The organism is Mesorhizobium sp. M0910 (assembly GCF_040319465.1).
GTDB lineage: Bacteria > Pseudomonadota > Alphaproteobacteria > Rhizobiales > Rhizobiaceae > Mesorhizobium.
The window spans coordinates 412,312-439,242 of record NZ_JAMYNZ010000003.1 but is presented as its reverse complement, the minus strand read 5'-3'; the positions used below and the strand labels follow the sequence as shown (position 1 = coordinate 439,242).

22 protein-coding genes and 1 pseudogene are annotated in these 26,931 nt (G+C 63.8%); 5 read left to right on the top strand and 18 right to left on the bottom strand.

What is annotated here, in order from left to right:
- The first annotated feature begins 3 nt into the window (after positions 1–3).
- Positions 4–1,152, top strand: a complete 1,149-nt coding sequence (locus NKH78_RS09755) for an efflux RND transporter periplasmic adaptor subunit (RefSeq protein WP_352680435.1) — start codon at positions 4–6, stop codon at positions 1,150–1,152.
- Between the two features lie 208 nt (positions 1,153–1,360).
- Complete coding sequence (locus tag NKH78_RS09750; protein WP_352472294.1) at positions 1,361–4,495, top strand: efflux RND transporter permease subunit; 3,135 nt, start codon at positions 1,361–1,363, stop codon at positions 4,493–4,495.
- A 58-nt stretch (positions 4,496–4,553) separates the two neighbouring features.
- Here the strand turns inward: NKH78_RS09750 and NKH78_RS09745 are convergent, their stop codons facing one another.
- Both NKH78_RS09745 and NKH78_RS09740 read right to left on the bottom strand, forming a co-directional pair.
- Positions 4,554–5,012: a helix-turn-helix domain-containing protein gene (locus NKH78_RS09745; RefSeq protein WP_352455217.1), complete on the bottom strand. Its 459-nt coding sequence runs from the start codon at positions 5,010–5,012 to the stop codon at positions 4,554–4,556.
- Positions 5,005–5,376 carry a DUF4258 domain-containing protein gene (locus tag NKH78_RS09740; protein ID WP_352472295.1) on the bottom strand — a complete coding sequence of 124 codons (372 nt, stop codon included), beginning with the start codon at positions 5,374–5,376 and terminating at the stop codon, positions 5,005–5,007. The genes NKH78_RS09745 and NKH78_RS09740 overlap by 8 nt, the downstream gene beginning before the upstream one ends.
- Before the next feature lie 177 nt (positions 5,377–5,553).
- Between NKH78_RS09740 and NKH78_RS09735 the strand changes: the two genes are divergently transcribed.
- The 3 genes from NKH78_RS09735 to msuE all read left to right on the top strand — a co-directional run bounded on the left by NKH78_RS09735 (position 5,554) and on the right by msuE (position 9,209).
- Positions 5,554–7,047 (top strand): aldehyde dehydrogenase family protein, encoded by a 1,494-nt coding sequence (locus NKH78_RS09735; RefSeq protein WP_352472296.1) that lies wholly within the window; start codon positions 5,554–5,556, stop codon positions 7,045–7,047.
- A gap of 133 nt (positions 7,048–7,180) precedes the next feature.
- Positions 7,181–8,536 (top strand): LLM class flavin-dependent oxidoreductase, encoded by a 1,356-nt coding sequence (locus NKH78_RS09730; RefSeq protein ID WP_352738537.1) that lies wholly within the window; start codon positions 7,181–7,183, stop codon positions 8,534–8,536.
- A 112-nt stretch (positions 8,537–8,648) separates the two neighbouring features.
- Entirely contained in the window at positions 8,649–9,209 is a 561-nt protein-coding gene (gene msuE / locus NKH78_RS09725) for an FMN reductase (RefSeq protein ID WP_352455213.1), read from the top strand.
- A gap of 146 nt (positions 9,210–9,355) precedes the next feature.
- Here the strand turns inward: msuE and NKH78_RS09720 are convergent, their stop codons facing one another.
- The 16 genes and pseudogenes from NKH78_RS09720 to NKH78_RS09645 form a co-directional block, all read right to left on the bottom strand.
- Positions 9,356–11,065, bottom strand: coding sequence for a trimethylamine N-oxide permease (locus NKH78_RS09720; protein WP_352738539.1), 1,710 nt, complete (start codon positions 11,063–11,065; stop codon positions 9,356–9,358).
- A 273-nt stretch (positions 11,066–11,338) separates the two neighbouring features.
- Positions 11,339–13,708 (bottom strand): trimethylamine N-oxide demethylase, encoded by a 2,370-nt coding sequence (locus tag NKH78_RS09715; protein WP_352777155.1) that lies wholly within the window; start codon positions 13,706–13,708, stop codon positions 11,339–11,341.
- 258 nt (positions 13,709–13,966) lie between these two features.
- Positions 13,967–14,596 carry a sarcosine oxidase subunit gamma gene (locus tag NKH78_RS09710; protein ID WP_352738543.1) on the bottom strand — a complete coding sequence of 210 codons (630 nt, stop codon included), beginning with the start codon at positions 14,594–14,596 and terminating at the stop codon, positions 13,967–13,969.
- A complete protein-coding gene (locus tag NKH78_RS09705) occupies positions 14,589–17,570 on the bottom strand; it encodes a sarcosine oxidase subunit alpha (protein WP_352738546.1) in 2,982 nt (993 codons plus the stop codon). Before NKH78_RS09705 ends, NKH78_RS09710 begins: the two co-directional genes overlap by 8 nt.
- A 52-nt stretch (positions 17,571–17,622) precedes the next feature.
- Positions 17,623–17,898 (bottom strand): sarcosine oxidase subunit delta, encoded by a 276-nt coding sequence (locus tag NKH78_RS09700; protein ID WP_352738548.1) that lies wholly within the window; start codon positions 17,896–17,898, stop codon positions 17,623–17,625.
- A gap of 16 nt (positions 17,899–17,914) precedes the next feature.
- Positions 17,915–19,168, bottom strand: coding sequence for a sarcosine oxidase subunit beta family protein (locus NKH78_RS09695; protein WP_352548741.1), 1,254 nt, complete (start codon positions 19,166–19,168; stop codon positions 17,915–17,917).
- 31 nt (positions 19,169–19,199) lie between these two features.
- Complete coding sequence (gene glnT / locus NKH78_RS09690; protein ID WP_352476570.1) at positions 19,200–20,507, bottom strand: type III glutamate--ammonia ligase; 1,308 nt, start codon at positions 20,505–20,507, stop codon at positions 19,200–19,202.
- 33 nt (positions 20,508–20,540) lie between these two features.
- Positions 20,541–21,869, bottom strand: coding sequence for an FMN-binding glutamate synthase family protein (locus NKH78_RS09685; RefSeq protein WP_254818691.1), 1,329 nt, complete (start codon positions 21,867–21,869; stop codon positions 20,541–20,543).
- Positions 21,870–21,875: 6 nt separating this feature from the next.
- Complete coding sequence (locus tag NKH78_RS09680; RefSeq protein WP_352738550.1) at positions 21,876–22,610, bottom strand: GltB/FmdC/FwdC-like GXGXG domain-containing protein; 735 nt, start codon at positions 22,608–22,610, stop codon at positions 21,876–21,878.
- Between the two features lie 4 nt (positions 22,611–22,614).
- Positions 22,615–23,508: a class II glutamine amidotransferase gene (locus NKH78_RS09675; protein ID WP_352738552.1), complete on the bottom strand. Its 894-nt coding sequence runs from the start codon at positions 23,506–23,508 to the stop codon at positions 22,615–22,617.
- A gap of 83 nt (positions 23,509–23,591) precedes the next feature.
- Positions 23,592–23,924 (bottom strand): hypothetical protein, encoded by a 333-nt coding sequence (locus NKH78_RS09670; protein ID WP_352738554.1) that lies wholly within the window; start codon positions 23,922–23,924, stop codon positions 23,592–23,594.
- A complete protein-coding gene (locus NKH78_RS09665; protein ID WP_352882753.1) occupies positions 23,921–24,601 on the bottom strand; it encodes a hypothetical protein in 681 nt (226 codons plus the stop codon). Before NKH78_RS09665 ends, NKH78_RS09670 begins: the two co-directional genes overlap by 4 nt.
- A 46-nt stretch (positions 24,602–24,647) precedes the next feature.
- Positions 24,648–26,041: pseudogene (locus NKH78_RS09660) on the bottom strand (APC family permease).
- 15 nt (positions 26,042–26,056) lie between these two features.
- The gene (locus NKH78_RS09655; protein ID WP_023673991.1) at positions 26,057–26,218 is read right to left on the bottom strand and encodes a hypothetical protein; all 162 of its coding nucleotides are present in this window, start codon (positions 26,216–26,218) and stop codon (positions 26,057–26,059) included.
- Between the two features lie 16 nt (positions 26,219–26,234).
- Positions 26,235–26,612: a hypothetical protein gene (locus NKH78_RS09650; RefSeq protein ID WP_023673992.1), complete on the bottom strand. Its 378-nt coding sequence runs from the start codon at positions 26,610–26,612 to the stop codon at positions 26,235–26,237.
- 11 nt (positions 26,613–26,623) lie between these two features.
- The gene (locus tag NKH78_RS09645; protein ID WP_023716771.1) at positions 26,624–26,911 is read right to left on the bottom strand and encodes a hypothetical protein; all 288 of its coding nucleotides are present in this window, start codon (positions 26,909–26,911) and stop codon (positions 26,624–26,626) included.
- Between the last annotated feature and the right edge of the window lie 20 nt (positions 26,912–26,931).

The following is a 26,931-nucleotide window of genomic DNA, read 5'->3' as shown; positions in this document are numbered from 1 at the left end:
AAAGTGTCTTTGTCCAAGTCCATCACCTACAGGCGACCGGCCGCCGGCCTGGCACTGATTGTCGTTGCCGCTCTCGGCCTCGCCGGCTGCTCGCAGGAGAAAGCCGAGGTCACCGAGATCATCCGCCCGGTCAAGGTGGTCGAGATCGCCAAGGCAAGCGATACCCGTCAGCTTTCCTATTCCGGATCGGTGCGCGCCCGCACCGAGATGAATCTCGGCTTTCGCATCAACGGCAAGATCACCGAGCGCCTTGTCGACATCGGTGACCGCGTCAAGCCGGGCGACGTTCTCGCCCGCATCGATCCCACCGACTACGAGCTTTCGGTGAGAAGCTCTCAGGCCAGCCTCGATGCTGCCGACCGTCAGGTCGAGACAGTCGAGCTTACGCGCAAGCGGGCCGAACAACTCTACGCCAAGAATTTCGCGCCGAAGTCGCAGCTCGAGCAGGCGACGCTCAGCTACAATCAGGCGGTCGCCACGCGCGACTCCGCCCGCTCGCAGCTTGCCCAGGCACAGAACCAGGTCCGCTATACCGATCTCAAGGCGGACAAGAACGGCATCGTCACATCAGTTGCCGCCGATGTCGGCCAGGTGGTCGGCTCCGGGACACCGGTGGTGACCGTTGCCATCGACGGCGAGAAGGAAGTCCTGATCGCTGTTCCGGAAACCGATATCGCCGAATTCAAGCCGGGCAAGACCGTCAAGGCTGGCTTCTGGTCCGATGAGGCGCTGACGCTCGACGGCAAGGTCCGCGAAGTCGCCGGCAGCGCCGATCCGCAGTCGCGCACCTTTGCCGTTCGCGTCAGCCTGCCCAACGATCCTCGCGTGCTGCTAGGCATGACCGCCTCCATCGAAGCCGCGGCGGACAACCGGCAGCAGCTGGTGTCGATCCCGCTGGCCGCGTTGGCGCAAAAGGACAGCCAATCGATCGTCTGGACAGTCGACCGCAACGGCGGGACCGTCCATGCGCATCCGGTCAAGGTCGCCGCCTTCACCCCCGACGGCGTCAGTGTCGCCGATGGGCTGAAGCCGGGTGACGTCGTCGTCGCCGCCGGCACGCAGTTCATGACCGAGAATCTGAAAGTCAAGCTGACCGGTGATGCGGCGCAACAGTCGGCGTCGGCCGATGACGCTGCAAGGCGCTTGCGCTGACGGCCAGGCAATTCACGGTTTCCGGGCGGCAGGCGCCCCCGATTTTCGAGATCTCAGGTCGATGTAACCCCCACGTCGATCCTCGCGTCCCACCGCGATGTAGATCTCTCAACTCGGAAAGCCACGCCGCCCGGAAGCCCACATCGGAAGTTCCTTGGGCATGCGAAAGCGCGTGCTCTGTTGATCAAATTGAAACGGACTGACGCCGATGACCATCGACACCAATGAAAAGCGGTCTTTCAATCTTTCGCGCTGGGCAATCGGCCATCCGAGCATTGCCCGCTTCCTGTTCGGGCTGATCATCGTCGCCGGTGCACTCGGCCTGATGCGCATGGGCCAGAAGGAAGACCCCGATTTCACCTTCCGCGTCATGGTCGTCCAGGCGATCTGGCCAGGCTCCTCGATCAAGGAGATGGAGGACCAGGTCGTCAACAAGATCGAGCGCAAGCTGCAGGAAACGCCGCACCTCGATTTCGTCCGCTCCTACACCCGCGCCGGCAGCGCCATCATCACCTTGCAGGTCAAGGGCGACACCAATCCGGCGCAGGTCGCCGATGCTTTCTATCAGGTGCGCAAGAAGGTCGGCGATATCGCCAATGAGCTGCCGCAAGGGCTGCTCGGGCCCTACTTCAATGACGAATTCGGCGACACGTTCATCACCCTGCATTCGATCAGCGGCGACGGCTACAGCTATCCCGAGCTGAAGAAATTCGCCATCCAGGCGCGTGACATGCTGCTGACGACGCCCGGTGTCGAGAAGGCCGTGATCATCGGCGACCAGCCGGAAAAGCTCTACATCGACGTTTCATCCAAGGTGCTTGCCGAACGCGGCCTGACGTTGACCGACCTGCAGAATGCGATCCAAGGCCAGAACAATGTCGACCCGGCAGGTTCGGTCGACACCGGCCAGCGTTCGGTGCGCATTTCGGTCGAGGGCGATGTCACCAGGGCGGCCGACATCCGCGAGCTTCGCCTGCGCGCCGGCAACCAGGTGACGCGCCTCGGCGACATCGCCACCGTGACCTCCGGCCTCGAGGATCCGTACCAGCGCAAATACCGTTTCAACGGTCACGACAGCGTCCAGCTCGGCGTCGTCATGGCCAAGGGCTTCAACGTCACCGACGTCGGCAAGGACGTCGAAGCGACCTATAAGCGCTTCGAAGAGGCGCTGCCCTATGGCGTTTCGGTCGATCAGATTTCCGACCAGCCGCATGTCGTGAAGGAGGCTGTGAGCGAGTTCATGGAAGCGCTCGGCGAAGCGCTGCTGATCGTGCTTTTCGTATCGTTCCTGTCGATCGGCTGGCGCTCGGGCCTGGTGATCGCGATCGTCATTCCGCTGGTCCTGGCCGCCACGTTCGCCATCATGTACGAGCTCGGCATCGACCTGCAGCGCATTTCGCTCGGCGCGCTGATCATCGCCCTTGGCCTCCTGGTCGACGACGCGATGATCGTCGTCGAAATGATGGAGCGAAAGCTCGAGGAAGGCTTGGTCAAGGTCGAGGCGGCGAGCTTCGCCTATTCCTCGACCGCCTTCCCGATGCTGACCGGCACGCTGATCACCACGGCCGGCTTCATCCCCGTCGGTTTCGCGGCCTCGACCGCCGGCGAATATGTGCGCACCCTGTTTTACGTCGTCGGCATCGCGCTGGTCGTGTCCTGGTTCGCGGCGGTCTATTTCACGCCATGGCTCGGCCACATGATCCTGAAGCAGCGCAAGCACGCCGGCAACCATCACGATGTCTTCGACACGCGCTTCTACCGCCGTCTTCGCTCGACCGTTGCATGGGCGGTGCGCCACCGCATCATCGTCCTGGTGATGACGCTGATGACGTTTGCCACCAGCCTGTGGGCGTTCCAGTTCATCCCGCAGAATTTCTTCCCGCAATCGTCGCGCCCGGAAATCCTTGTCGACCTCTGGCTGCCGGAAGGCACCAGCATCAAGGAAGTCGAGACCCAGGCCAAGGCGCTCGAAGCCAGGATGATGGACGACAAGGACAAGCGCTTCATCGCCACCTATGTCGGCGAAGGCGCGCCGCGCTTCTTCCTGCCGCTCGACCAGCAGCTTCGCAACCCGAATTTCGCCCAGCTTCTGGTGATGGCCAATGACGAACCGGCCCGCGAGCGGCTGATTGTCAAGCTGCGCACCATCCTGGCCAATGATTTCCCATCGATCCGCGCCAAGGTCGACCGCCTGTTCCTTGGTCCGCCGACCGGCTGGCCGGTGCAGATGCGCGTCATGGGTCCGGATCGCCAGGAGGTGCGCCGCATCGCCGACGAGGTGAAGGCGAAGTTCCAGGCAAATCCGCTGCTCGGCGCCATCCACGACGACTGGCTGGAGCCGGTGCCGACGATGAAGCTGGTGATCGACCAGGATCGCGCCCGTGCGCTCGGCGTCACCTCGCAGCGCATCCGCCAGACGCTGCAGGCGGCCATGTCGGGAGCGCCGCTCGATGACTTCCGCGACGGCGAGGAGACGGTTTCGATCGTCGCCCGTGAGCCGGAGGCAAGCCGTCACCTGCTGTCGGCGGTCGACTCCGTCTACATCCCGACCGATTTCGGCGGCTCCGTGCCGCTGTCGCAGGTCGCCAAGGTGGTCCCGGTGCTGGAGCAAGGCGTCGAATGGCGGCGCGACCGCTTGCCGACCATCAGCGTACGCGCCACGCTTCCGGACGGCGTGCAGCCGAACGATGTCGCCATGAAGATGTACAGCGACATGCAGGGCCTGCGCGCCAGCCTCGCACCCGGCTACAAGATCGAGATCCAGGGCGGCGCCGAGGATGCGGCCGAAAGCCAGGCCTCGATTGCGGCGAAAGCGCCGATCATGCTGGCCGTCATCGTCGTGCTGCTGATGATCCAGCTGCAGCATTTCGGCAAGGCCATGCTGGTGCTGGCGACCGGTCCGCTCGGCATCATCGGCGCGGCGGCGGCACTTTTGATCAGCGGCGCGCCGTTCGGCTTCGTCGCCATCCTCGGTGTCATCGCCCTGCTCGGCATCATCATGCGCAACTCGATCATCCTGGTCGATCAGATCGACCAGGACATCGCCGCCGGCGTGGAGCGTTCCGAGGCCATCATCGGCTCGGCGGTGCGCCGGTTCCGGCCGATCGTGCTGACGGCGCTGACGGCGGTGCTGGCGCTGATCCCGATCTCGCGTGGCGTCTTCTGGGGGCCGCTCGCCTACGCCATGATGGGCGGCATTCTCGTCGCCACGGTGCTGACCATCCTTGTCCTGCCGGCAGCCTATGCGCTGTTCTTCGGCAGGGAGCCCAAGAAGGTGGTGGAGCAGCCGGCCGAGACGGAAGAAAAGAACGAAAGGCCGCAACTGGCCCTGGCGGCCGAATAGCGGTCGAGCGAACGTCTTCCATAGATAACCCCGCCGAGGCGGGGTTATCAGGGTCGGGTCAGGCCGCAATCAGTTCGTACGGCCGAGCATCGTTATTCATTTTCTGTATTTTGATCGGTTGCTCGTCCGCGGTAGGAACGCTCCGACGCGACAACTCATCGATTCCCGCGTCAACAGGCAGCCCCAGCTTTTCGATTGCCAAACGACGCACCAGGGCCTCAGCCGAGCTGTCAATGTCGATTTCGTTGCGCTCCCATCGGCCAATCGACTGCTTGTCACGGTGGACCATGGCGGCCAATTCAGCTTGGGTCAGACCCATTTCGGAGCGCAGGAAACGAAGCTCGTCCCCGCTCATGCCCTTGGCATGGCTTACGATCCCAAGCGCGATTACTTGATGCAGTTCATTCACAGCAGGAATCGTGATGATGTCGTCGCCATCGTCATCCACCTCAACGGCGATGCCTTCGATGTAAACGTTGAGCAGACCGCTTTCTGTGTAGTGGTGTGCGTTATTCATCAGCTTCAACTCCAATTATCGAGCCCGCTTTTCGCTCGAACTCATCGATCCACATAACCGAAATAACTTTGACGAGACATCCGTTCTTGGAAGGGATGATAACGACCCCGATGGATCGACTCCCGCTGTTCGGTGTCTTGCACTCCACGCGATAACGGAAATGACCCGGCCGGGTTGCGGGCACAGGTGGTTGGTACACATTTCCAAACTTGAGCGCATGCAGCACATCAGACATGATCAAGCCGCGTTCGGAAAGCCGATCCTGCGCATGCAGCTTGTACGAGATGTTTAGTTTCAGATTTCTCGCGATAGATCTTATTTCAATCGTCGCACGGCCGGCATCCCAAGGTTGCGTGATCGTCACAAATCCCCCTTCTATGGCATTCCTTCCGGTGCTTCATCTATCATGGTGATACCTACATAAGTGCTGAACGTCAATAAACAAGCGGCATGCCATTGACGCCCGTTGGGTGGTGACAAATTCGCTACCGAACACAGGACGACACCGCTATTAAGACTAGCGCGTGGTTGGAGGACAGTCATGACCATAGCTCAGACAAAGGCACCGCTGCGGCTGCCGATCGACGGGCGCCATCGCCGGATGTTCATCGGCGGCGGCTGGGTCGATGCCCGCTCCGGTCGGACCACGGAGAGCCGCAATCCCGCCACCGGCGCGGTCATCGCCACGGTGCCGCGCGCCGACCGCCAGGACATCGACTTGGCGGTGACTGCTGCGCGCAAGGCGTTCGAGGGCCCGTGGAGCCGGTTCAAGCCTTATGAGCGCCAGGTGCTGCTGCTGAGGATCGCCGACCTCTTCGAAAAGCACTGGGAAGAGATCAGCCGCTCCGACACCACCGACATGGGCATGCCGATCATACGCACCCGCGCCAATCGCAACCGGGTCATCGGCATGCTGCGCTACTATGCCGGCATGGCGACGGCGCTGCACGGCGAGACGATCGACAACTCGCTGCCCGGCGAAATCGTCTCTTTCACCCGCAAGGAGCCGGTCGGCGTCGTCGGCGCCATCATTCCCTGGAACGCGCCAACGGCGGCGTCGATCTGGAAGATCGGCCCGGCGCTGGCGACCGGCTGCACCATCGTGCTGAAACCATCGGAAGAGGCGCCGCTGACGCCGCTTTTGATCGCCGACATCATGAACGAGGCCGGCGTTCCGGAAGGCGTCGTCAACATCGTCACCGGCACCGGCACCGAGGCAGGTGCCGCACTCGCCGAGCATATGGGCGTCGACAAGATCGTCTTCACCGGCTCGACGGCGACCGGCCAGTCGATCGTGCGGGCCTCGGCCGGCAATCTCAAGCGCGTCTCGCTGGAGCTCGGCGGCAAGTCGCCGGTCATCGTCTGCGCCGATGCCGATCTCGACAAGGCGGTGCCGGTGGCGGCGATGTCGGTGTTCGCCAATTCCGGCCAGATCTGCATCGCCGGTTCGCGCCTTTTCGTCGAACGGCCCGTCCATGACGAGTTCGTCGAGCGGCTCGCGGCATACGCCAAGGGTCTCAGGGTCGGCGACGGCATCGACCCGGCGACCGAGATCGGTCCGCTCGTCTCCGAAAAGCAGCTGCAACGGGTCACCGGTTACCTCGAGGCCGGCACCGCGGAAGGGGCGAAACTCGTCACCGGAGGCACCCGGCTTGTGGAAGGCGCGCTTGGCGCCGGCAATTTCGTCGCGCCGACCGTCTTTGCCGGCGTCTCGGACGACATGAAGATCGCCCGTGAGGAGATCTTCGGGCCGGTAATTTCAGCCTTGCCGTTCGATACGCTGGACGAGGCAGTCGAGCGGGCCAACAACACGCCTTACGGCCTGGCTGCAGGGGTCTTCACCCAAAATCTCGCCACCGCCCACCAGCTGTCGCGCAAGATCCGCGCCGGCTCGGTCTGGGTCAATACCTATCACGCCATCGATCCGGCCGTGCCCTTCGGCGGCTACAAGATGAGCGGCTACGGCCGCGAGGGCGGCGCCGAGCACCTCGCCGAATATCTTAACACCAAGGGCGTGTTCATCAAGATCGATTGATCGGTCCGCCGCCCGCACAAAAAATGCTCCCCGACGCCGGTTTTGCAAAACAGAATTCCTTCCCATGGCCGCAAAGCCATCCCATGCTCGAGCAATTGGAGCGTTACGCTCGTCGTCATCGGTGCATTTTTCCATGGCAGAAAATCGACAATTGCGGCTTGGCGCTTTCATGCGGCCCGTCAGCCTTCATACCGGCGCCTGGCGCTACCCGGGCGCCTATCCCGACGCCAACTTCAATTTCGCGCATCTCAAGCACTTCGCGCAAAGGCTGGAAGCGGCAAAGTTCGACGCCTTCTTCATGGCCGACCACCTGGCCGTGCTCAACATGCCGATCGAGGCGCTGCGGCGCAGCCACACGGTCACGTCCTTCGAGCCGTTCACGCTGTTGTCGGCGCTTGCCGCCGTCACCGATCGTATCGGGCTGATCGCAACCGCCTCGACGACGTTCGACGCGCCGTACCACATCGCCCGTCGTTTCGCCTCTCTCGACCATATCAGCGGCGGGCGCGCCGGCTGGAATATCGTCACCACATCCAATCCCGACGCCGCGCTGAATTTCGGCCTCGACGAGCATGTCGAGCACGACGAGCGCTATCGCCGGGCGCGGGAGTTTTACGATGTCGTCACCGGCCTGTGGGACAGTTTTGTCGACGATGCCTTCATCCGCGACGCCGAAAGCGGGCTCTATTTCGATCCGGCGAAGCTGCATGTGCTCGACCATAAGGGCGAATATCTTTCGGTGCGGGGACCGCTCAATATCGCGCGGCCGGTGCAGGGCTGGCCGGTCATCGTGCAGGCCGGCGCGTCGGAGGCCGGACGGCAGCTCGCGGCGGAAACGGCCGAGGTGATCTTCGCCGCCCATGCCGATCTCGCCTCGGGGCAGCGCTTCTTTGCCGACGTCAAGAAACGTGCGCAAAAACTTGGCCGGTCGCGCGACGACATCAAGATCCTGCCCGGCGCCTTCGTCATTGTCGGCGAGACCGTCGAGGAGGCGCAGACGAAGCGGGCCAAGCTCGACAGCCTCGTCTACTACGAGAGCGGCGTCGCCTCGCTGTCGATCGCGCTCGGCCACGACGCGTCGCGGTTCGATCCGGATTCAGTCTTGCCCGAAATCCCGGAAAGCAACGCCAGCAAGAGCGGCCGCGAGCGCGTCATCGAACTGGCGCGCAAGGAAAACCTGACCGTCAGGCAGCTTGCGCAGCGGCTGGGCGGCTATTCCGGTCTTGCCTTCGTCGGCACTTCGAAAACCATCGCCGACGAGATGGAGGAATGGCTGGTCACCGAAGGCTCGGACGGGTTCAACGTCATGTTCCCCTATCTTCCCGCCGGATTGGATGATTTCGTCGAGAAAATCGTGCCCGAATTGCAGCGGCGCGGCATTTTCAGGAGCGAATACGAAGGATCGACCCTGCGCGAAAATCTTGGCCTGAAGCGGCCGCCAAACCGGTTCTTCCAACCTGAGACGGCAGCGATCCGCAAAGCTGGCTAGAACCGGTAATGATTTTAGACCGTGGCAAGCATCCGTTCTTTTCGTTCGGCCCGAATGTCCATAGGGTCAGCAGCGGGCTGGCAGCCCGAAATCATCGCGAGGGCTTTGCATCATGACCAATCCGGCCGTTGTCGGTTTCTCAGGCAATTTCACCCGGCCGTCCAAGACGCGCGGCTTCGTCGATCGTATCGTGAACGAGGTAGCCGGCAGATATGGCCTGGCCGCCAGCACGCATGACGTCGTCGACCTCGGCCCCAGCCTCGGTGGCGCCAAATGGGCGCGTGAACTGGATGCGCAAGCGGGCGATATCCTCAAGCGCGTCGTCGCGGCGGACGTGCTCGTCGTTGGCTCGCCCACCTACAAGGGCAGCTATACCGGCCTGTTCAAACACTTCTTCGATCTTGTCGACCCAACGGCGCTCAGGGGCAAGCCGGTGGTGCTGCTGGCGACCGGCGGCGGCGACCGGCATGCGCTGATCATCGAGCACCAGCTGAGACCGCTGTTCGGCTTCTTCGAGGCCTTTACGCTGCCGACCGCGATCTACGCTTCGGACAGGGATTTCATCGACGGCGTGCTTGCGTCCGAGACGATCCAGGCGCGCGTCGGACAGGTCCTCGAGGATATCGGTGCAGCGCTTGGCGGTCGCTCCCGCGCCGGCACCGCTGCCGAATAGCCCCTAAAAAGAAAAACCCGCCTCAGCGGCGGGTCTCGGGGCGAATCAGCACCATACCAAAATTATTAGCATAGCTGCCGGCACAAAGCAAGAACAAAATGCAGGAATCGAGCGCGCCTTGCGTGCCCGATCCCTCAACGCAGCCGTCAGATGACGAACAGCCAGTTGGCGAGCAGCATCACCACGACGCCGGCGACCAGCGTCAGATAGGGCAGCATCCCCGCCTTTTTCACCGCAAGGTCGGACGAGCTCATGCCGAGATCGGCCAGCATGTGGTCGGGGAATTTGCCCTTGTCCTGGATGTAGTGCCGGAAGCAGAACACCGGGATGATCAAGGCTGCCGTGATCAGCCCGGCCCACAATGCCATCGGGTTCCAGACCTTGGCGCCGGCGCCCATGAAGACCGCGTTGACGTAGGCAAAGATGGCGCCGAGGCCGAGCAGCCAGCTCGGCGCCCTCCATGGCCGCGCGATGTGGCCATTGTCGATGCGGTGGATCCAGCCGGCATTGAGGTTAAGGAAGTTGAAGATGATGTAGCCGCAATTCGACACGGCGAGGATGAAGAAGAAGCTTGTTGCGTCGGCCGAGGCGATGGCCAGCACGATCAGGTTGAAGATCAGGTCGGTCCACATCGCCCGCGTCGGGGCGCCGTGCTCGTTGACATGGCTGAGATAGCGCGGCAGCCAGCCGTCGACCGAGCCTTGATAGAGCGTGCGCGAGGAGCCGGCCATCGCCGTCATGATGCAGAGCACCAGCGCCAGGATCATCAGCATCACCAGCAGGCTGTGGATCAGCTGTCCGCCGCCGACCATACCGGCCAGCGCATCGGCAACGCCGGAGCCGTCGACGATCGGCGTCGCCAGCATGCCGTTCAAGCCGAGCACGCCCTGGAAGGTGAACGGCACCAGGATGAACAGCAGCATGCACAACAGGCCGGAATAGAAGATCGCCTTGAAGGTATCGGTGCCCGGGTTTTTGAACTCGGAGGTGTAGCAGACCGCGGTCTCGAAGCCGTAGGTCGACCACGCCGCGATGAACATGCCGCCGAGCACCAGCGTCCAGCCGGCGATGTTCCACGCGCCGGGCTCCGGCGCATAGGCTGCCGCGAGCGGCACCAGCGGCGAGAAGTTTGCCCAGTTGATCTGGCCGGTGACGATCGGCACCGCGCCGACGATCAGCATCGGGATGATGACCAGCAGGCCGATATATTTCTGCACGTTGGCCGTGCCCAGGATGCCGCGATGCTGGATCGAGAAGATGATCAGCATCAGCACCGCGCCGATGAAGAAGGTGGCGTTGAAGGTGAAGGAAACCGGGCCAAGCGTGTGACCGTAGAGCGTCCAGTTACGGATCGCCGGCGTCGCCGCCGCGGTGACCGCGGTGATGGCGTCGGCGGCGCTGGTTCCGGCATGGGCCGCGATATAGGCGGCGACCTCCGGCGACGTGTCGGTGAACAGCGGCACCGGCGCCAGTGCGTTGAGGATATAGGCGGCGGCGATCGAGCAGCCGAGCGACAGCACCGGCGACCAGGCGAACCAGTTGCACCACACCGAAAGCGGCGCGATGAATTTCGAATAGCGCAGCCACGCGGTGGCGCCGTAGACCGAGGCGCCGCCGGATTTGTTCGGGAACAGCCCGGCGATCTCCGCATAGGTGAAGGACTGCAGGAAGCCCATGACCATGGATACGGCCCAGATCAGGAAGGCCAGTGTTCCGGTGGTGCCGGCGATGCCGCCGATCGAAAACAAGACAAGGGCCGGAACGCCGCTTGCCACCCAGAAGGCGCCGCGCCAATCGATGTTCCGGTGCAGCTGCCCTTCGGCAGGCGGCACCAAGGTGGTGACTATCGTGCTCATTTACGTGGATTCCCCATTTTTGATGTTCCCCATCGGCAACAGCCGCAATCTCGCGAGGCGTCATCGACGCTCACGTTGAACGGCCCCAGGCGTTTTCCGCTCAGTAGTATTTTTTTCTTAGCAGTGAAGATTGACCCAAGGCGCTTTCACGTCAAGTGGTTTGTGACGCTGTGCACATTGCGTTTGTGAAACAGTCGAGCTTCGCTGGCGCTGCCAACGGGTGCGGTCTTTCTCCCCTTGTTGTGGGAGAAGGGAAGAACCAGACAGCGTCGATCAGGAGCGCGGCCTGGTCTTTTGCGGGTCGTAATGGGCAAGGGCGACAACGCGCGCCGGCAGCCGCTTGCTGTGGCCGTCGAGCTTGCCGATCTCGACCTCGGTGCCGACCGCCGAATGCGCGACGTCGAGCCTGGCCAGCGCGATGGTCTTGTTTAGCAGCGGCGAGCGCATGCCGGAGGTGACCACGCCGATCTGGGCGCGGCCGACATGCACGCAATCGCCGTGGCCGACGGCGACATTGGCGTCGATGTCGAGGCCAACCAGCTTCCTCTGCGGATTTTCCTTGCGCCGGATCAGCGCCTCGCGGCCGATGAAATCGTCGCTCTTGGTCTTCAGCGGTACGGTGAAGCCGATGCCGGCCTCGAACGGATCTGTCTGGTCGGAAAATTCGTAGCCGGCAAAGATCAGCCCGGCCTCGATGCGCACCATATCGAGCGCCTGCAGCCCCATCGGCTTCAGGCCGTGCGGCTGGCCGGCCTGCCAGATGGCGTCGAAGACCTTGTCGGCGTCGCGCGGGTGGCACCAGATCTCGTAGCCGAGCTCGCCGGTGTAGCCGGTGCGCGAGACAATGACGGGAATGCCGTTGCCGCCGCCGATGCGGGCGACCGCGAAGCGGAACCACTCAAGCTCGTCGATCGACGGCTGCAGCGGCGAGGTCCAGATGATCTGCCGCAGGATGTCGCGGCTTTTCGGTCCCTGCACCGCGACATTGTGCATCTGGTCGGTCGACGAGCGCACCAGCACGGTGAGGCCGAGTTTTTGCGCCGTTTCCCGCAGCCATTCGCCGGATAGATCGTCGCCGCCAACCCAGCGGAAATTATCCTTGCCGAGCCGAAGCAGCGTGCCGTCGTCGATCATGCCGCCGTGCTCGTAGCACATGGCGGAGTAGACCACCTGACCGGCGCCGAGCTTCTTGATGTCGCGGGTCAGCGTATATTGCAACAGCGCTTCGGAGTCCGGCCCGGTGACCTCGAACTTGCGCAGCGGCGACAGGTCCATGATCACGGCGTCCTGCCGGCAGGCCCAGTATTCGTCGATCGGGCCTTGCCTGGCGAAGGAATTGGCCAGCCAATAACCCTTGTACTCGACGAAGTTGCGGGTGTGCTTGGCAAAGCTCGAATGAAAGGCGGTCTCGCGGGTCATTTTAGGTTCCGAATCGGGCGTCATGCGTCTGGCGATCGCTCGCGAGAATTTGTGCTGGCCGGAATAGGTTCGCACATGGATGTCGGTCAGGTCCCAGCCATTGGCCGGCGTGGTGTCGTCGGGGCAGGCAGACGAAACGCAGACGATGTCCGTGAGCGCCCTGAGTAGCACATAGTCGCCCGGCCGCGACCACGGCTCGTCCGAAACCACGACACCATGCGCGTCGATCGCCGTGTTGAAGAAGAAGTTGATCGCCATCCAGCCGGCGCGGGGCGTGACGCCCTTGTCGGCCAGCGCGCGGTTGAAATTCTCCGAGCAGTTGGGATGGCCGGGATAGCCGATGTCGTCGTAATATTTGGCGGCGCAGGCGAGCGCGAACGCATCGTGCCGGCCGCAAGTGTCCTGCACCACCTCGACCAGCGGCTCCATGTCCTGGTCGTAGTATTTCGAATGCAGGCCGGGCATCGGATAGCTCGAGCCCATCAGCGTGCGCGTCGTCGTCACGTCGAGCGGATGATCGCGGCCCTTGTCCAGCTTGCGCGCCGAAAAGCACTGGAAATCCGTGCATTGGCGGCCGTCGACATCAATGATCTGCAGATAGTCGCCCGCCTTGACGAAGTAGGCCTCCGCCGTTGCCGAATGGACGCGCAGGTCGAGCACGGGATCGGCCAGCGGGTCGGCAAGCCTGGATTTCGCCGCCGGGCGGATGGTGGCGCGCCGGACGACGACGCTAAGCGGCGTCGCGGTATCGTGGCCGTCGACCAGCATCGGCCCGCCGGGCGCGGCAATCAGCATTGAGCCGTCGCGGGCGACGGCAAAAGCCTGTTCGGTACCGGCAGGGGTGGCGCCGCCGAAAACGCGAACCGCCTTTGCCTGATCGAGCTGCACCTCGCGCCGCTCGAGGCCTCGGCGCAAGGAAGCGAGGCTATCGTCGCCCTCGGCCAGCATCGCCTTGATGCCGGCGGCATTGCTGTTCGATTTCTCTCCGAGAATGCCGGGATCGGTCGCGCCGCTGCTGTCCCATGCCAGCAGCTCGCAAGCCTGCCCGCCCTCGACATTGCGCACGCTGATCGTATCGCCGGCCTCGACCTCGATCAGCACCGCGCCGTTGCCCTGGACGGTGTAGCGCTCCATCCCGGCCGGCAGCGCGATCTGGCCTGGCCGCAGGATCAGGCTCGGCCGCGGCGGTCCGGCGGCGACGGCGGGGTAGGGCGACTGGCTCATCTCAACCCTGGTTTCGAGAAACAAGTTTGCCTGTGCGTGAAATTATTTTAGCGGGAAGAATAGCAGGGGGATCGGGTTTGGCAAGGTGAAGGTGGCACAAGCTCCCCCTTCGCCCTTGTGGGAGAAGGTGTCGCCGAAGGCGACGGATGAGGGGTGTTCCAGGGAACGCCGGCCTCTCACTCCGCTGGAACACCCTCATCCGTCCCGGCGCTGCGCGCCGATCCACCCCACAAGGGGAGAAGGGAAGGCGCAACAAGGCTATGCCAACGCCTCGCTGTGGCTGATCTCGACGCCATACTCGGCGGCAGCGTCGAGCATCGTGTGCCACAGGCTTTCCGCGAATGTGGCGAACACCAGAAGATTGAACACCGCCTGCCCATCCGGCCGGTCACTGCCACGCCAGAGATTGATGCTGGTGTGATCGACCGCGGTCGCCGCAGCGGTGCCGGGCGGGAACGCCGCCGGGTGCAGGTCTAGTGACAACAATTTCGCCAACATCGAGCGCGCCTTGGCTCCAGAGACGCTGATCAGGGCGCGCGCATGCGACTGATCGGAAAGCGAGGCGGACTGCGAGAACGCCTGGCTCAGCTTCTCCATCGCGTGAATGCCGCCCTTCGACAAGACGAGGAACTGATCCGGTCCCGACCAGATCAGCGTCGCGTCGGGAACTCGGACCGCGTTGGGCGCATTCGGGGCGGCAACGCCGAAGCGGGTTTCGGCAGCCTTCGCCAGTTCTGCCGCTTTGCCGCGCCGCGCCATCACCTGGATCAGGTCGAAATTGCGGATCTCGGTGAGCGATACGCCGGCCGCCGTGCCGCGCGCGCCGTAGCCGCCGACAACAAGCGCTTTCTCCAGCGGACTGCGGGCAATCCAGGAAAACTCAGCCACGCTGGCGCCCTCCATCCGGATCGTAGAAGACAGGACTGCACAGCTCGACATCGTAATCTTCGCCACGCAGCGGATCGTGCGCATGGACGATCTCGCCGATGCGCTCGCGGCCGCGCTCGACCAGCCCAAGCCCGATCCACTGGTCGAGCATCGGCGAAAAGCAGACCGAGGTGACATAGCCCTGGTCATTGTCGGGACCGGGCGTCTCGCCCTTCGGGATAATATGCGCGCCGGAACGCAGGCCGCGCGTCTTGTCGACCGGCTTGATGCCGACGACGACCTGGCGGTCCGGCGCGACCAGCGCCTCGCGCCCGGCCATGACGCGGCCGATGAAGTCTTTCTTGGTCGACATCATCTTGCCGAGGCCGAGGTCGGCGGCGGTCGTCGTGCCGTTCAACTCCGGTCCGGCGACATGGCCCTTTTCGATGCGCATGACGCCGAGCGCCTCGGTGCCGTAGGGCGTAACGCCGAATGGCTTGCCAGCCAGCATCAAATTGCGCACCAGCGCGTCGCCATAGCGCGCGGGAACCGAAATCTCGAACGCCATTTCGCCGGAGAAGGAGATGCGGAACAGCCGCGCTCTGATGCCACCGTGCAGCGCGACTTCCCGCGCCCCCATGAACGGGAAACCTTCGTTCGACAGGTCCTCGGATTCATCAAGGACCTGTTTCAGCAACTCCCGCGCGCTCGGCCCGGCGATCGAGAATTGCGCCCACTGGTCGGAAACCGAGGTCAACTGCACGTCGAATTCCGGGAACAGCACCTGCCGGCAGAATTCGAGATGCTGCATCACCAGCCCGGCCTTGGCGGTGGTGGTGGTCAGGAAATAGTGATCCTCGGCCAGCCGCGACGTCGTGCCGTCGTCATAGACGATGCCGTCCTCGCGCAGCATCAGCCCGTAGCGGGCTTTGCCGACAGCAAGACTGGAGAAGGTGTTGATGTAGACGCGGTCGAGGAAGGCGCCGGCATCCGGGCCGTGCACGTCGATCTTGCCGAGTGTCGAGACGTCGCAGAAGCCGACGCCGGAGCGCACCGCCTTGACCTCGCGCGTGACCGATTCCAGCCAGTCCTTTTCGCCGGCGCGCGGATACCATTGCGCGCGCTTCCACAGGCCGGTGTCGACGAACACCGCGCCCTGTTCGGCGGCCCAGTGATGCGACGGCGTCAGTCGCGTCGCATGGAAGTTCTCGTCGCGATGATGGCCGGCGAAGGCGCCGATGGCGACCGGCACATAGGGCGGCCGGTAGATCGTCGTACCGGTCTCGGGAATGGACTTGCCTGACACAGCCGCCATGATGGCGAGGCCGGCGACATTCGAGGTCTTGCCCTGGTCGGTGGCCATGCCGAGCGTCGTATAGCGCTTGAGATGCTCGACCGATTCAAAACCCTCGCGCTGCGCCAGTTCAATGTCGGAAGCCGTGACATCGTGCTGGTAGTCGACGAAGGCTTTCCCTTTGCCGGCGACATGCCAGAGTGGCGTTAGTGAAAACGCTTCGCTGTCGGCGACCGGCGACGTGCCGGCATTGCCGCTTCGTCCGGCGCTCTGCGCTGCCGCAACACCCGCGGCAAATCCCTGGCGCAGGCAGTCGCCCAGCCCGAAGGCGCCGTTGGCGGCGCCGACAGCCACCATGCCGGGCGGCGCACCGTCCGGCACGAAAGCTGCGATGTCGTCCTGCCATTTCGGCCGGCCGCGATGATAAGAGGTCAACCCGACCGCCGGATTCCAGCCGCCGGAGACGGTAAGCCCGTCGGCTTCGACTTCCGCCCGGGAGCCACCGGTGAGCGCCACCGCAATTTTCCTAACGCCGTCCTTGCCGCCCTCGACCCCGCTGACGGAACCGTTGAGCACGGCAAAGCCGGCCTTGGCGGCAAGCACGCGATGCGCGGCGGAGACGTCCGGGCGCGCATCGACGACCGCCGCGATCTGCAATCCGGCGGCGAGCGCGCTCTCGACCGTGCGCCAGCCGTCCTCATTGTTGGTGAACAGCGCGATCCGCTTTGCCGGCGTCGCCGCATAGCGCGCGACATAGGTCCGCATCGCCGAAGCCATCATCACGCCGGGCGTGTCGTTGCCGGCAAAGACGATCGGCCGCTCGATGGCGCCTGCGGCGACGACGCAGTGCCTGGCCACGATCCGCCACAGCCGCTGGCGCACCTGGTGCTCGGGCGGCGAGGGCAGGTGGTCGTTGACCCGCTCGATCGCGCCATAGGTGCCGCCATCATAGACGCCGAACAGCGTCGTGCGGTTCATGATGCGGACATCGGGCAGTGCGGCGAGTTCGGCCAGCGTGCGTGAAATCCATTCGGCTGCCGGCTCGCCGTCGACCATGCCGCCGTCGGCGAGCAGGCGGCCGCCAAGCGCAAAATCTTCCTCGCACAGGATGACGCGGGCGCCGCCGCGCCCGGCCGCCAGTGCCGCAGCCAGCCCGGCCGGGCCGGACCCGGCAATCAGCACGTCGCAATGCGCCCACGCCTTGTCGTAATGGTCGGGATCGGCGACGCCTGCAGCGCGACCGAGGCCGGCGGCGCGGCGGATCGCCGGCTCGTAGACCGCTTCCCAGAATTTCGCCGGCCACATGAAGGTCTTGTAGTAAAAGCCGGCGACGAAGATCGGCGCAAACAGCTGGTTGACCGCCATCAGATCATGGCGCAGCGACGGCCAGCGGTTCTGGCTGGCCGCTTCCAGACCGTCATAAAGCTCGGCCGTGGTCGCCTTGGTGTTGGGCTCGCGTCGCGCTCCGCTGCGCAGTTCGACCAGCGCGTTGGGCTCCTCCGAACCAGCGGTCAGGATGCCGCGTGGGCGATGGTATTTGAACGAGCGGCCGACCAGCTTGACGCCATTGGCGATCAGCGCCGAGGCCAGCGTGTCGCCTTGGAAGCCGGCAAAGCTCTTGCCGTCGAAGCGGAAGCCCAGTGGCGCGGCGCGATCGATGAGACCGCCTGATACGAGACGATAGGGCTGGCTGGAGGTCACGATCGCCCGCCTTCCGTCGCTGTGGCCTGATGAGCGCTGACCTGGACAGAATTCATCTTGCAGCCTGCTTCGCACCAACGCCGGCCGCCGGCTCGACGGAGGAAATCTCATGCGTAAGCGTGTTGCGGGCGACCTTCAGCCAGGCCCGGCAGCCGCCGCCATGGTACCAGTATTCGCTCATCGGCCCGGCGACATTGTCGCGCAGATAGACATAGTCGAAGACCTCGTCTTCGGAGGAGCCGGCCGCCGGACGCACCGGCCTGGCGTCGCCCAGATAGGTGAACTCGCCGAGTTCGCGTTCGCCGCAGAAGGGACAGACAATGCGCATGCTCTTCAGCCAGCCTTCAATGCAGGTTCGGTTGGGCGCCCTGGCCCTTTTCGTCGATCATCGCACCTCGCCGGAAGCGGTCGAGGCGGAAGCGCGCCGCCTCCTTGTGCGGCTCGTCGCGCGCCAGCAGATGGGCAAAGACCAGGCCGGAGCCGGGCGTCGCCTTGAAGCCGCCATAGCACCAGCCGGCATTGAGATAGAGCCCGTCGACCGGCGTCTTGTCGATGATCGGCGAGCCGTCCATCGACATGTCCATGATGCCGCCCCACTGGCGCAGCAGCCGCACGCGGCCGATCATCGGCATCAGCGCCATGCCGCCCTCGCAGACGTCCTCCATGACAGGCAGATTGCCGCGCTGGGCGTAGGAATTATAGCCGTCGATGTCGCCGCCGAAGACCAGGCCGCCCTTGTCGGATTGGCTGACGTAGAAATGGCCGGCGCCGAAGGTCATGACATTGGGGATCAGCGGCTTGATCGCCTCCGAGACGAAGGCCTGCAGCACATGGCTTTCGATCGGCAGCCGCATGCCGGCCATCGCCGCGACGCGCGACGAGGAGCCGGCGACCGCCATGCCGACCTTGGCCGCACCGATCTTGCCGCGGCTCGTCTCGACGCCGGTCACCTTGCCGTTGCCGTCGCGGACAAAGCCGGTCACCTCGCAATTCTGGATGATGTCGACGCCGAGCGCGCTCGCCGCATGCGCATAGCCCCAGACCACGGCGTCGTGGCGTGCCGTGCCGCCGCGTCGCTGCAAAAGCCCGCCCTGCACCGGAAAGCGCGCATTGTCGAAGTTCAGGAACGGCATCATCTTCCTGACCGCCGCCAGATCGAGTAGTTCGGCATCGATGCCGTTGATGCGCATGGTGTTGCCGCGCCGTGCGTAGGCGTCGCGCTGCGCGTCGGAATGGTAGAGATTGATGACGCCGCGCTGGCTGACCATGGTGTTGTAGTTGAGGTCCTGCTCCATACGTTCCCACAGCTTCATCGAAAGCTCGTAGAAGCCGGTATTGCCGGGCAGCCCGTAATTGGAGCGGATGATGGTGGTGTTGCGGCCGGCATTGCCGGAGCCGATCCAGCCTTTTTCCAGCACCGCGACATTCCTGATGCCGTACTCGCTGGCGAGGAACCATGCCGTCGCCAGTCCATGGCCGCCGCCGCCGATGATCACCACGTCGTAGTGGCTCTTCGGGCTGGCGTCGCGCCAGGTGCGCTGCCAGTTCTTGTGGCCGGAAAATGCCGCCCGGGCGAGGGAGAAGATCGAGTATTTCATGAACCTGTTTCGCGCCGGGCGTGCTTCCGGATCAGATGTCGAGCGTGTGGTCGCGCTCCCACTGGGTGAAGTGGGAAGCATAGGAATTCCATTCCTGTTGCTTGAGCTTTAGATAGGCCGACGAGAATTCCTCACCCAGCGCCGCCTTGAGCGATTTGTCGTTGTCAAACTCGCGCAATGCGTCGAGCAGGTTGAGCGGCAGCTTCGGCGCGCCCTCGACCGTATGGCCGAACTGGTACATGTCGATGTCGTAGCGCCTGCCGGGATCGGCCTTCGAGCGGACGCCGTCGAGGCCGGCGGCGATGATCACGGCCTGCAGCAGATAGGGGTTTGCCGCGCCGTCGGGCAGGCGCAGCTCGAAGCGGCCGGGGCCGGGCACGCGCACCATGTGGGTGCGGTTGTTGCCGGTCCAGGTCACGGTGTTCGGCGCCCAGGTGGCGCCGGAGATGGTGCGCGGTGCGTTGATGCGCTTGTAGGAATTGACCGTCGGGTTGGTGATGGCGGCAAGCGCGGAAGCATGTTTCATGATGCCGCCGAGGAAATTCCTGCCCTTGGCCGACAGGCCGAGTTCCATCGCATTATCGGCAAAGACATTGGTCTTGCCGTCCCTGTCCCAAACCGAGATGTGGGCATGGCAGCCATTGCCGGTCAGGCCCTGGAACGGCTTCGGCATGAAGGTCGCGCGCAGGCCGTGCTTTTCCGCAACGGATTTCACCATGAATTTGAAGAAGGAATGCTTGTCGGCGGTCGCCAGAGCATCGTCGAAGGCCCAGTTCATCTCGAACTGGCCGTTGGCGTCCTCATGGTCGTTCTGGTAGGCGCCCCAGCCGAGCGCCAGCATATGGTCGCAGATCTCGGCGATGACGTCGTAGCGGCGCATCACCGCCTGCTGGTCGTAGCAGGGCTTCGACGCCGTGTCGTATTCGTCGGAAATCGTCTTGCCGTCCGGCGAGATCAGGAAGAACTCGGCCTCGACGCCGGTCTTGATGTGCATGCCGTCGCCGGCGGCCTCGGCGATCAGCCGCTTCAGCGTGTTGCGTGGCGCCTGCTCGACCGATTTGTCGTCCATGATGCAGTTGGCGGCGACCCAGGCGACCTCCGGCTTCCAAGGCAACTGGATCACCGAGGCCGGATCCGGCACCGCCAGCATGTCGGGATGCGCCGGCGTCAGGTCGAGCCAGGTGGCAAAGCCGGCAAAGCCCGCACCGTCCCGCTGCATGTCGGCGATCGCCTGCGCCGGCACCAGCTTGGCGCGTTGCCCACCGAACAGGTCGGTGTAGGATATCATGAAATATTTGACGCCCTTTTCCTTGGCGAAGGCGGCGAGATCGTTCCCCATTATAGTTCCTCGCTTACTGGCATTTGGTTTGTTTTAGAAGCCGTTCTTGCCCGGTATCCAATTGGTGCCGGCCAGCGGCACGCCGGCCATGGCTGCGGCTTCGATCGTCAAGGCCACAAGATCCTCGGGCTCGAGATTGTGCAGGCTATTCTTGCCGCAGGCGCGGGCGATCGTCTGAGCCTCAAGTGTCATCACCTTAAGATAATTCGCCAGCCGTCGTCCGGCCGCAATCGGATCGACCCGTTTCATTAGCTCGGGATCCTGCGTGGTGATGCCGGCCGGATCGCGTCCTTCGTGCCAGTCGTCATAGGCGCCGGCCGTGGTGCCGAGCTCGTTGTATTCCGCCTCCCAGCGCGGATCATTGTCACCGAGCGCGACAAGCGCTGCCGTGCCGATCGACACCGCGTCGACGCCGAGCGCTAGCGCCTTGGCGACGTCGGCGCCGTTGCGTATGCCGCCCGAGACGATCAGCTGCACCTTGCGGTGCATGCCGAGGTCCTGCAGCGCCTGCACCGCCGGCCTGATGCAGGCAAGCGTCGGCTGCCCGACGTTCTCGATGAACACTTCCTGGGTTGCTGCGGTGCCGCCCTGCATGCCGTCGACGACGACGACGTCGGCACCGGCCTTTACCGCAAGGGCTGTATCGTAATAGGGCCGGGCGCCGCCGACCTTGACGTAGATCGGCTTTTCCCAGTCGGTGATTTCGCGCAGTTCCAGGATCTTGATCTCGAGATCGTCCGGCCCGGTCCAGTCGGGGTGGCGCGAGGCCGAGCGCTGGTCGATGCCTTTCGGCAGCGTGCGCATTTCGGCGACGCGGTCGGAGATCTTCTGGCCGAGCAGCATGCCGCCCCCGCCGGGCTTGGCGCCCTGGCCGACGACAACCTCGATCGCGTCGGCACGGCGCAGATCGCGCGGGTTCATGCCGTAGCGCGACGGCAGATACTGGTAGACCAGCGTCTTCGAATGGCCGCGCTCTTCCTCGGTCATGCCGCCGTCGCCGGTGGTCGTCGAGGTGCCCGACAGCGTGGCGCCGCGGCCGAGCGCTTCCTTCGCCGGCCCGGACAGCGAGCCGAAGCTCATGCCGGCAATGGTGATCGGGATTTTCAGTTCGATCGGTTTTTTTGCATAGCGCGAGCCGAGCACGACGCTGGTGTCGCAGCGTTCGCGATAGCCTTCGAGCGGATAGCGCGAGATCGAAGCACCGAGGAACAGAAGGTCATCGAAATGCGGCAGCTTGCGCTTGGCGCCGGCGCCGCGGATGTCGTAGATGCCGGTCGCCGCGGCGCGGCGGATCTCGGAAAGCGTGTAGTCGTCGAAGGTCGCGGATTTGCGCGGCGTCGTCGGCGGGTTGCGATAGGTCATTGAGCCTCAATACGCGTCGGCGTTGTCGATATTGAAATTGTAGAGGGTACGAGCCGAGCCATAACGCTTGAACTCCGCCGCCTTGACGCCGGTCACGCCGGCGCGGTCGAGTAAGCCTTGCAGCAATTCGAGATGCTCGGGCCGCATCTCCTTGGCGATGCAGTCGGCGCCGAGGCTTTCGACCTTGCCGCGCACGAAAAGCCGCGCCTCGTAGATGGAATCGCCGAGCGCATCGCCGGCATCGCCCAGCACCACCAGATTGCCGGACTGCGCCATGAAGGCCGACATGTGGCCGATTTTGCCATGGACGACGATGTCGATGCCTTTCATCGAAATGCCGCAACGCGATGACGCGTTGCCTTCGATGACCAGCAGCCCGCCGCGGCCGGTGGCGCCGGCATACTGGCTGGCATCGCCTTTGACGACGATCTGGCCCGACATCATGTTCTCGCCGACGCCGGGCCCGGCCGAGCCATGCACGGTGATGGTGCCGCCGTCGTTCATGCCGCCGCAATAGTAGCCGACGCTGCCGCGCACATCGATGGCGACCGGCTGGTCGACGCCGACGGCGACCGAATGGCTGCCTCGCGGGTGGAGCACCTCCCAGGCGGTCTCGTTCGAACCGGGCGCCAGATCGTGCAGCGCCTGGTTGAGCTCGCGCAGCGACATTTCGGCCAGGTCGAAGACCCGCGATGCCTGGCCCGGCTCACGCGCTGCCTTGGAGAGGTTGATTGCCGGCATCAGCTCAATGCTCCCAGAAATAGACGGTTGCGGGCTCGGGTTCCCAGACGTTCGCATTGTCTATGCCGGGCAGTTTGGTGAGCGCACGATATTCCGAGCCGAAGGCGACATACTGGTCGGTTTCGGCCATCACGGCGGGCTTGCAGGCGATGGGGTCGCGCACCACGCCGAAGCCGTTCTTGGTGCCGACGACGAAGGTGAAAAAGCCGTCGAGATCGCTCAGCGTGCCTTCCAGCGCCTCGCCCAGGTTCTTGCCATGCGCCATCTGCGAGGAGAGATAGGCGGCAGCGACCTCGGTGTCGTTCTCGGTCTCGAACGTCATGCCTTCACGGATCAGTTCGCGGCGGACATTGTTGTGGTTGGATAGCGAGCCATTATGCACCAGGCACTGGTCGGCGCCGGTCGAGAACGGATGCGCGCCCATCGTCGTCACCGCCGATTCGGTCGCCATGCGGGTATGGCCGATGCCGTGCGTGCCGGTCATCTCGCGGACGCCGAAACGGTCGACGACTGCTTCCGGCAAGCCGACTTCCTTGTAGATCTCGACGACGTCGCCGGCGCCCATGATGCGGATGTCGGGGCGCAGCGTCTGGATCGCCTCGCGGGCTTCGTCGATCTTGGCAGGCATCGTCCGGACCACGGCATGCGTCGACTTCGCAGCAATGCTCACCGGCGCGCCGATTGCCTTGGCGAGTTCGGCGTCGAGGCCGCGGAAATCGCGCTCCGGCTTGGCCGACTGGATGGTGATCTTGGCTTCACTGGAGGGCGCGCCATAGATGGCGATGCCGGCGCTGTCGGGACCGCGATCGCTGAGCGAGATCAGCATCTCCGACAGCATCGCGCCAAGCTGGGGCTCGAGCGACTTGTCCTTCAAAAACAGTCCGACGATTCCGCACATGTCAGGCTCCGCGAGTTTGTTCCTCCGAGATGTATCGAATGAGTCCCGGGAATTCAATTGGTATGAAAAAAATTTTCCTGTCGTTATATATCGGCTGAGGCGCCGCCGGCCGCACTATTGCTGCGCTGGCCGCCATTGTGAACCCATTTGGCATAGCGGATCCGGGCGATCTTGTAGGCATCCAGGATCGACAGGGCATAGATCAGGACGCCGCCGGCATGGCGGCCGATGAAGCTGGCATCGGGCGGCGCGATCTTGGCGGTGACCCAGGCCAGGACCACCATGAAGAACAGGAATTGCAGGCCGCGCACCGGCACGCCGAGCACGACATGCCCGCTCGCCGGCAAAACGATCGCAGCGCCCAGAACCAGATAGGGGCTCAATGGTGCGGGGGAGGTGGTGATCTGGCTGGTCATGCCGCCTGCCGTTCGCTTTGATTGATGGCATCGCGCAGCGCCGAAGCCGACGACAGCAGCCGCTCGATCAGCCCCGGATCGAGCCTGACCGTGCCGAATTCGGCTTGCCGGAATACGCCGTAGCGCGCCCGCTCGGCCTCGGCCAGCAGCCAGACGATGCGCACGCCGTTCGGTGTGATCAGCAGTTCCTTGGCGCGCTCCTCGGCAAAGACATCGAGGTGATCGGCGATGACGGCTTCGGGGAAGCGCACGCCCTTGCGGTCGCTCCGCAGCACCGCCTCGGCTGGAAATCCGGCGGCCTTCGGCAGTGTATGGACGAGATGATCGAAATTGGAAAAAGTCGTCGGCGATCCCGGCCGCATCATCATGTCGAAAGTGCCTGGTATCACGACCTTTTCGGTGATCGAAACGCTCAGCCAGCGCGCCGGCAGCTTCCTTATCGCCAGCGTGTCGACGATGGTCCGCACCTGCACCCGCCGGCCGTTCCACGAGCCGGCGAAGGTGACGACGCCGGCGACGCCGTCCGAGACGTTGGCCGCGTCGGGGATGACGGCGCGGACGCCGGCTTCGTCGGCAGCAAGCGCAGTCGAAGCCTTGGCGCGGTTGGCGCGCGCAAGCCAGGCTATGTGGAGGACGAGAGCCAGGGCAACCGCCCCGGCGAGCAATGCTGAGATCACCTAGCGCACCTCGTCACGCAAATGCCCGCCCAGACCGGGCGCGCCGTCAGTACCCCTGCGGCTTCGGCCACGGCATGGTGAACTGGGCACCACGGCGTACGAATTTGTAGCGGTAGAAGTGGAACCACAGCGAGATCAGGAAGTAGAAGGCGACCATGGCGATCAGCTGCGAACCAAAGCCGAGGAAGATCGCAAAGAAGGTCACCACGCAAAGGCAGAACAAGACGATCGCCGGCAGCGGATGGAAGGGATGGGTGTAGCCGCGGCGGATCGAGCCGAGCGGCCACTTCTTCCTGAACATGATGATGTTGATGCTCATGAAGGTGTATTGCAGCACGCCCGACAGGATCGAGAAGGTGATCGCCTGGTTGAGGTCGGCGATGAAGGCGAAGGCGAGCGCGATCGGCAGCAGGAACAGGATCGAGCGGTAGGGTGTGCGGTATTTCGGATGCACCGCCGAGAACCAGGTCGGCAGATAGCGGTCGCGGCCGAGCGAAAACCAGGCGCGCGCGGCGTCGTTGATGCAGCCATTGGCGGAAGCAAGTGCAGCAAGCAGCGTCGCGATGAACAACAGGTTCTCCAGCAGCGCACTGCCAGTCAGTTTGCCTGCGTCCCACAGCGGATAATAGGTGATGCCGAGATATTCCCAGGGCATCAGCGAGGCGCAGACATACCAGGTCATGGCGGCCGCGATCAGAAGCGTGATCATCCCGGCCATCGTGCCGTAAGGCAGCGAGCGCGCCGGCGAGCGTACTTCCTCGGCGGCCTGCGTGGTGCCCTCGATGCCGAGATAGTACCAGATGCCGAACTGGAAGGCGGCGATGACGCCGATCCAGCCATAGGGCAGGGCGTTGCCGGGGGTGACCAACTCGTTCAGCTTCAGCACGGCGCCTTGCGTCCACGGACTGACCGAGAAGAACAGGATGACGATCGAGACATAGGCGATGGCGGTGATGACGAAATTGACGTTGAGCGTCATCAGCACGCCACGATAGTTCAGCCATGCCAGCACGACGATGGTCGCGGCGATGAAGGAATTGTGGTTGAGGCCCTCGACGCCGGCCTTGGCGACAATGGTGTCGCCGAGCAGTCCGACACTTCGAGCATGGTATAGGCAAAGACCAGGAAAAGCGCGACGTTGAAGGCCATCAGCGGCCCGACAATGTGCTTGGCCTGGGCATATTGGCCGCCGGCGGCGGCAACCGTCGAGGTGACTTCGGAATCGATCATCGCGACCGAGGTGTAGAGCAGTCCGACGATCCAGCAGACTATCAGCGCCGCCAGCGCGCCGCCCTTGTCCGCCGCGAAATTCCAGCCGGTGAATTCGCCGACCAGAACGATGCCGACACCGAGCGCCCAGACATGGGCGGGGCCGAGCACCCTGAGCAGTGAAACCCTGTCGCCTTGCACTTGCACCGCTGGTTCAGCCGCGATCGTCATCGTTCAATCCCCCACTCAGATCCGGTGTTTTTCGGACACGGCTTCAAGTTCGCCTTCCCTGGACGAGGTCAGCATCTCTTCGGAATAGGTCGTGTCGATCTTGAACCAGTCGTAGAGCATCCACAGCGCGAGCACGATCGAGATGCCCCAGCATGCGTAAGAGAGTGCCACCCACATGACGATGCTTCCCTATCTATTTGTCGCCGAATTTTTCGTCGATGACGTCGCGGTATTCGCGGTCCGATGCGCGGAACAGAAAGATGAAATAGCCGATCAGCACCGCGGCCATGATGATCAGCGTCGGCCAGTCGATGATGTAGTGGAACCGGTTCTGGATGATGTCGTGCGCGGTTTCCGGCGTGTAGCCGAGCTTTTCCCAGATCGAGGCCATGGTCGGGTTCTGGCCGAGCGCTTCCCACGTCTTGGCGTCGAGCGCGTCGATGGATTTTGCCGCCCCTGCCAGGCCTAGTTTCAGCGGCAGCCACAGCGCGACGAAAATCGCGACCACGACGACGGCGATATCGAAAACCTGTCCGGCCTTGCTCTGTTCGGGCGGTGTATAGCGGGCCATGCGTCTTCCCCTCAGGACTTGCGGTTGCGGTAGGCGTCGGCGTTCTTGATGTCGAGGCCGTAGATGAAGTCCTTGTCTTCCTTGTAGTGGTTGACCATCGCCAGGATCGCGGCCGTGTTGAAGATCAGCACGGCGGCCGCGGCGACCGCGACGACGAGCTTGATGCCGGCATCGGGGATGTATGGCCATGTCATGAACAGGACGAAAAGGATCGTCGCCCACAGGCAGACGATCAGGAGCACCGATCCACGAAGGTCGGAACGGTACAGGGCTTCAATGCGCTGCTGCATGTCGGACATCGGTTCCCCTCCATCGCTCT

Excerpts from the sequence above, each read along its gene's own strand:
- NKH78_RS09645 (WP_023716771.1), bottom strand. The coding sequence starts at position 26,911 with ATGTCCGACATGCAGCAGCGCATTGAAGCCCTGTACCGTTCCGACCTT.
- NKH78_RS09680 (WP_352738550.1), bottom strand. The coding sequence starts at position 22,610 with ATGCCGGCAATCAACCTCTCCAAGGCAGCGCGTGAGCCGGGCCAGGCA.
- NKH78_RS09745 (WP_352455217.1), bottom strand. The coding sequence starts at position 5,012 with ATGAATAACGCACACCACTACACAGAAAGCGGTCTGCTCAACGTTTAC.
- NKH78_RS09735 (WP_352472296.1), top strand. The coding sequence starts at position 5,554 with ATGACCATAGCTCAGACAAAGGCACCGCTGCGGCTGCCGATCGACGGG.
- NKH78_RS09670 (WP_352738554.1), bottom strand. The coding sequence starts at position 23,924 with ATGACCAGCCAGATCACCACCTCCCCCGCACCATTGAGCCCCTATCTG.
- NKH78_RS09730 (WP_352738537.1), top strand. The coding sequence starts at position 7,181 with ATGGCAGAAAATCGACAATTGCGGCTTGGCGCTTTCATGCGGCCCGTC.
- NKH78_RS09695 (WP_352548741.1), bottom strand. The coding sequence starts at position 19,168 with ATGAAATACTCGATCTTCTCCCTCGCCCGGGCGGCATTTTCCGGCCAC.
- NKH78_RS09750 (WP_352472294.1), top strand. The coding sequence starts at position 1,361 with ATGACCATCGACACCAATGAAAAGCGGTCTTTCAATCTTTCGCGCTGG.
- NKH78_RS09720 (WP_352738539.1), bottom strand. The coding sequence starts at position 11,065 with ATGAGCACGATAGTCACCACCTTGGTGCCGCCTGCCGAAGGGCAGCTG.
- NKH78_RS09650 (WP_023673992.1), bottom strand. The coding sequence starts at position 26,612 with ATGGCCCGCTATACACCGCCCGAACAGAGCAAGGCCGGACAGGTTTTC.
- NKH78_RS09685 (WP_254818691.1), bottom strand. The coding sequence starts at position 21,869 with ATGACCTATCGCAACCCGCCGACGACGCCGCGCAAATCCGCGACCTTC.
- NKH78_RS09675 (WP_352738552.1), bottom strand. The coding sequence starts at position 23,508 with ATGTGCGGAATCGTCGGACTGTTTTTGAAGGACAAGTCGCTCGAGCCC.
- NKH78_RS09700 (WP_352738548.1), bottom strand. The coding sequence starts at position 17,898 with ATGCGCATTGTCTGTCCCTTCTGCGGCGAACGCGAACTCGGCGAGTTC.
- NKH78_RS09715 (WP_352777155.1), bottom strand. The coding sequence starts at position 13,708 with ATGAGCCAGTCGCCCTACCCCGCCGTCGCCGCCGGACCGCCGCGGCCG.
- msuE (WP_352455213.1), top strand. The coding sequence starts at position 8,649 with ATGACCAATCCGGCCGTTGTCGGTTTCTCAGGCAATTTCACCCGGCCG.
- NKH78_RS09655 (WP_023673991.1), bottom strand. The coding sequence starts at position 26,218 with ATGTGGGTGGCACTCTCTTACGCATGCTGGGGCATCTCGATCGTGCTC.
- glnT (WP_352476570.1), bottom strand. The coding sequence starts at position 20,507 with ATGGGGAACGATCTCGCCGCCTTCGCCAAGGAAAAGGGCGTCAAATAT.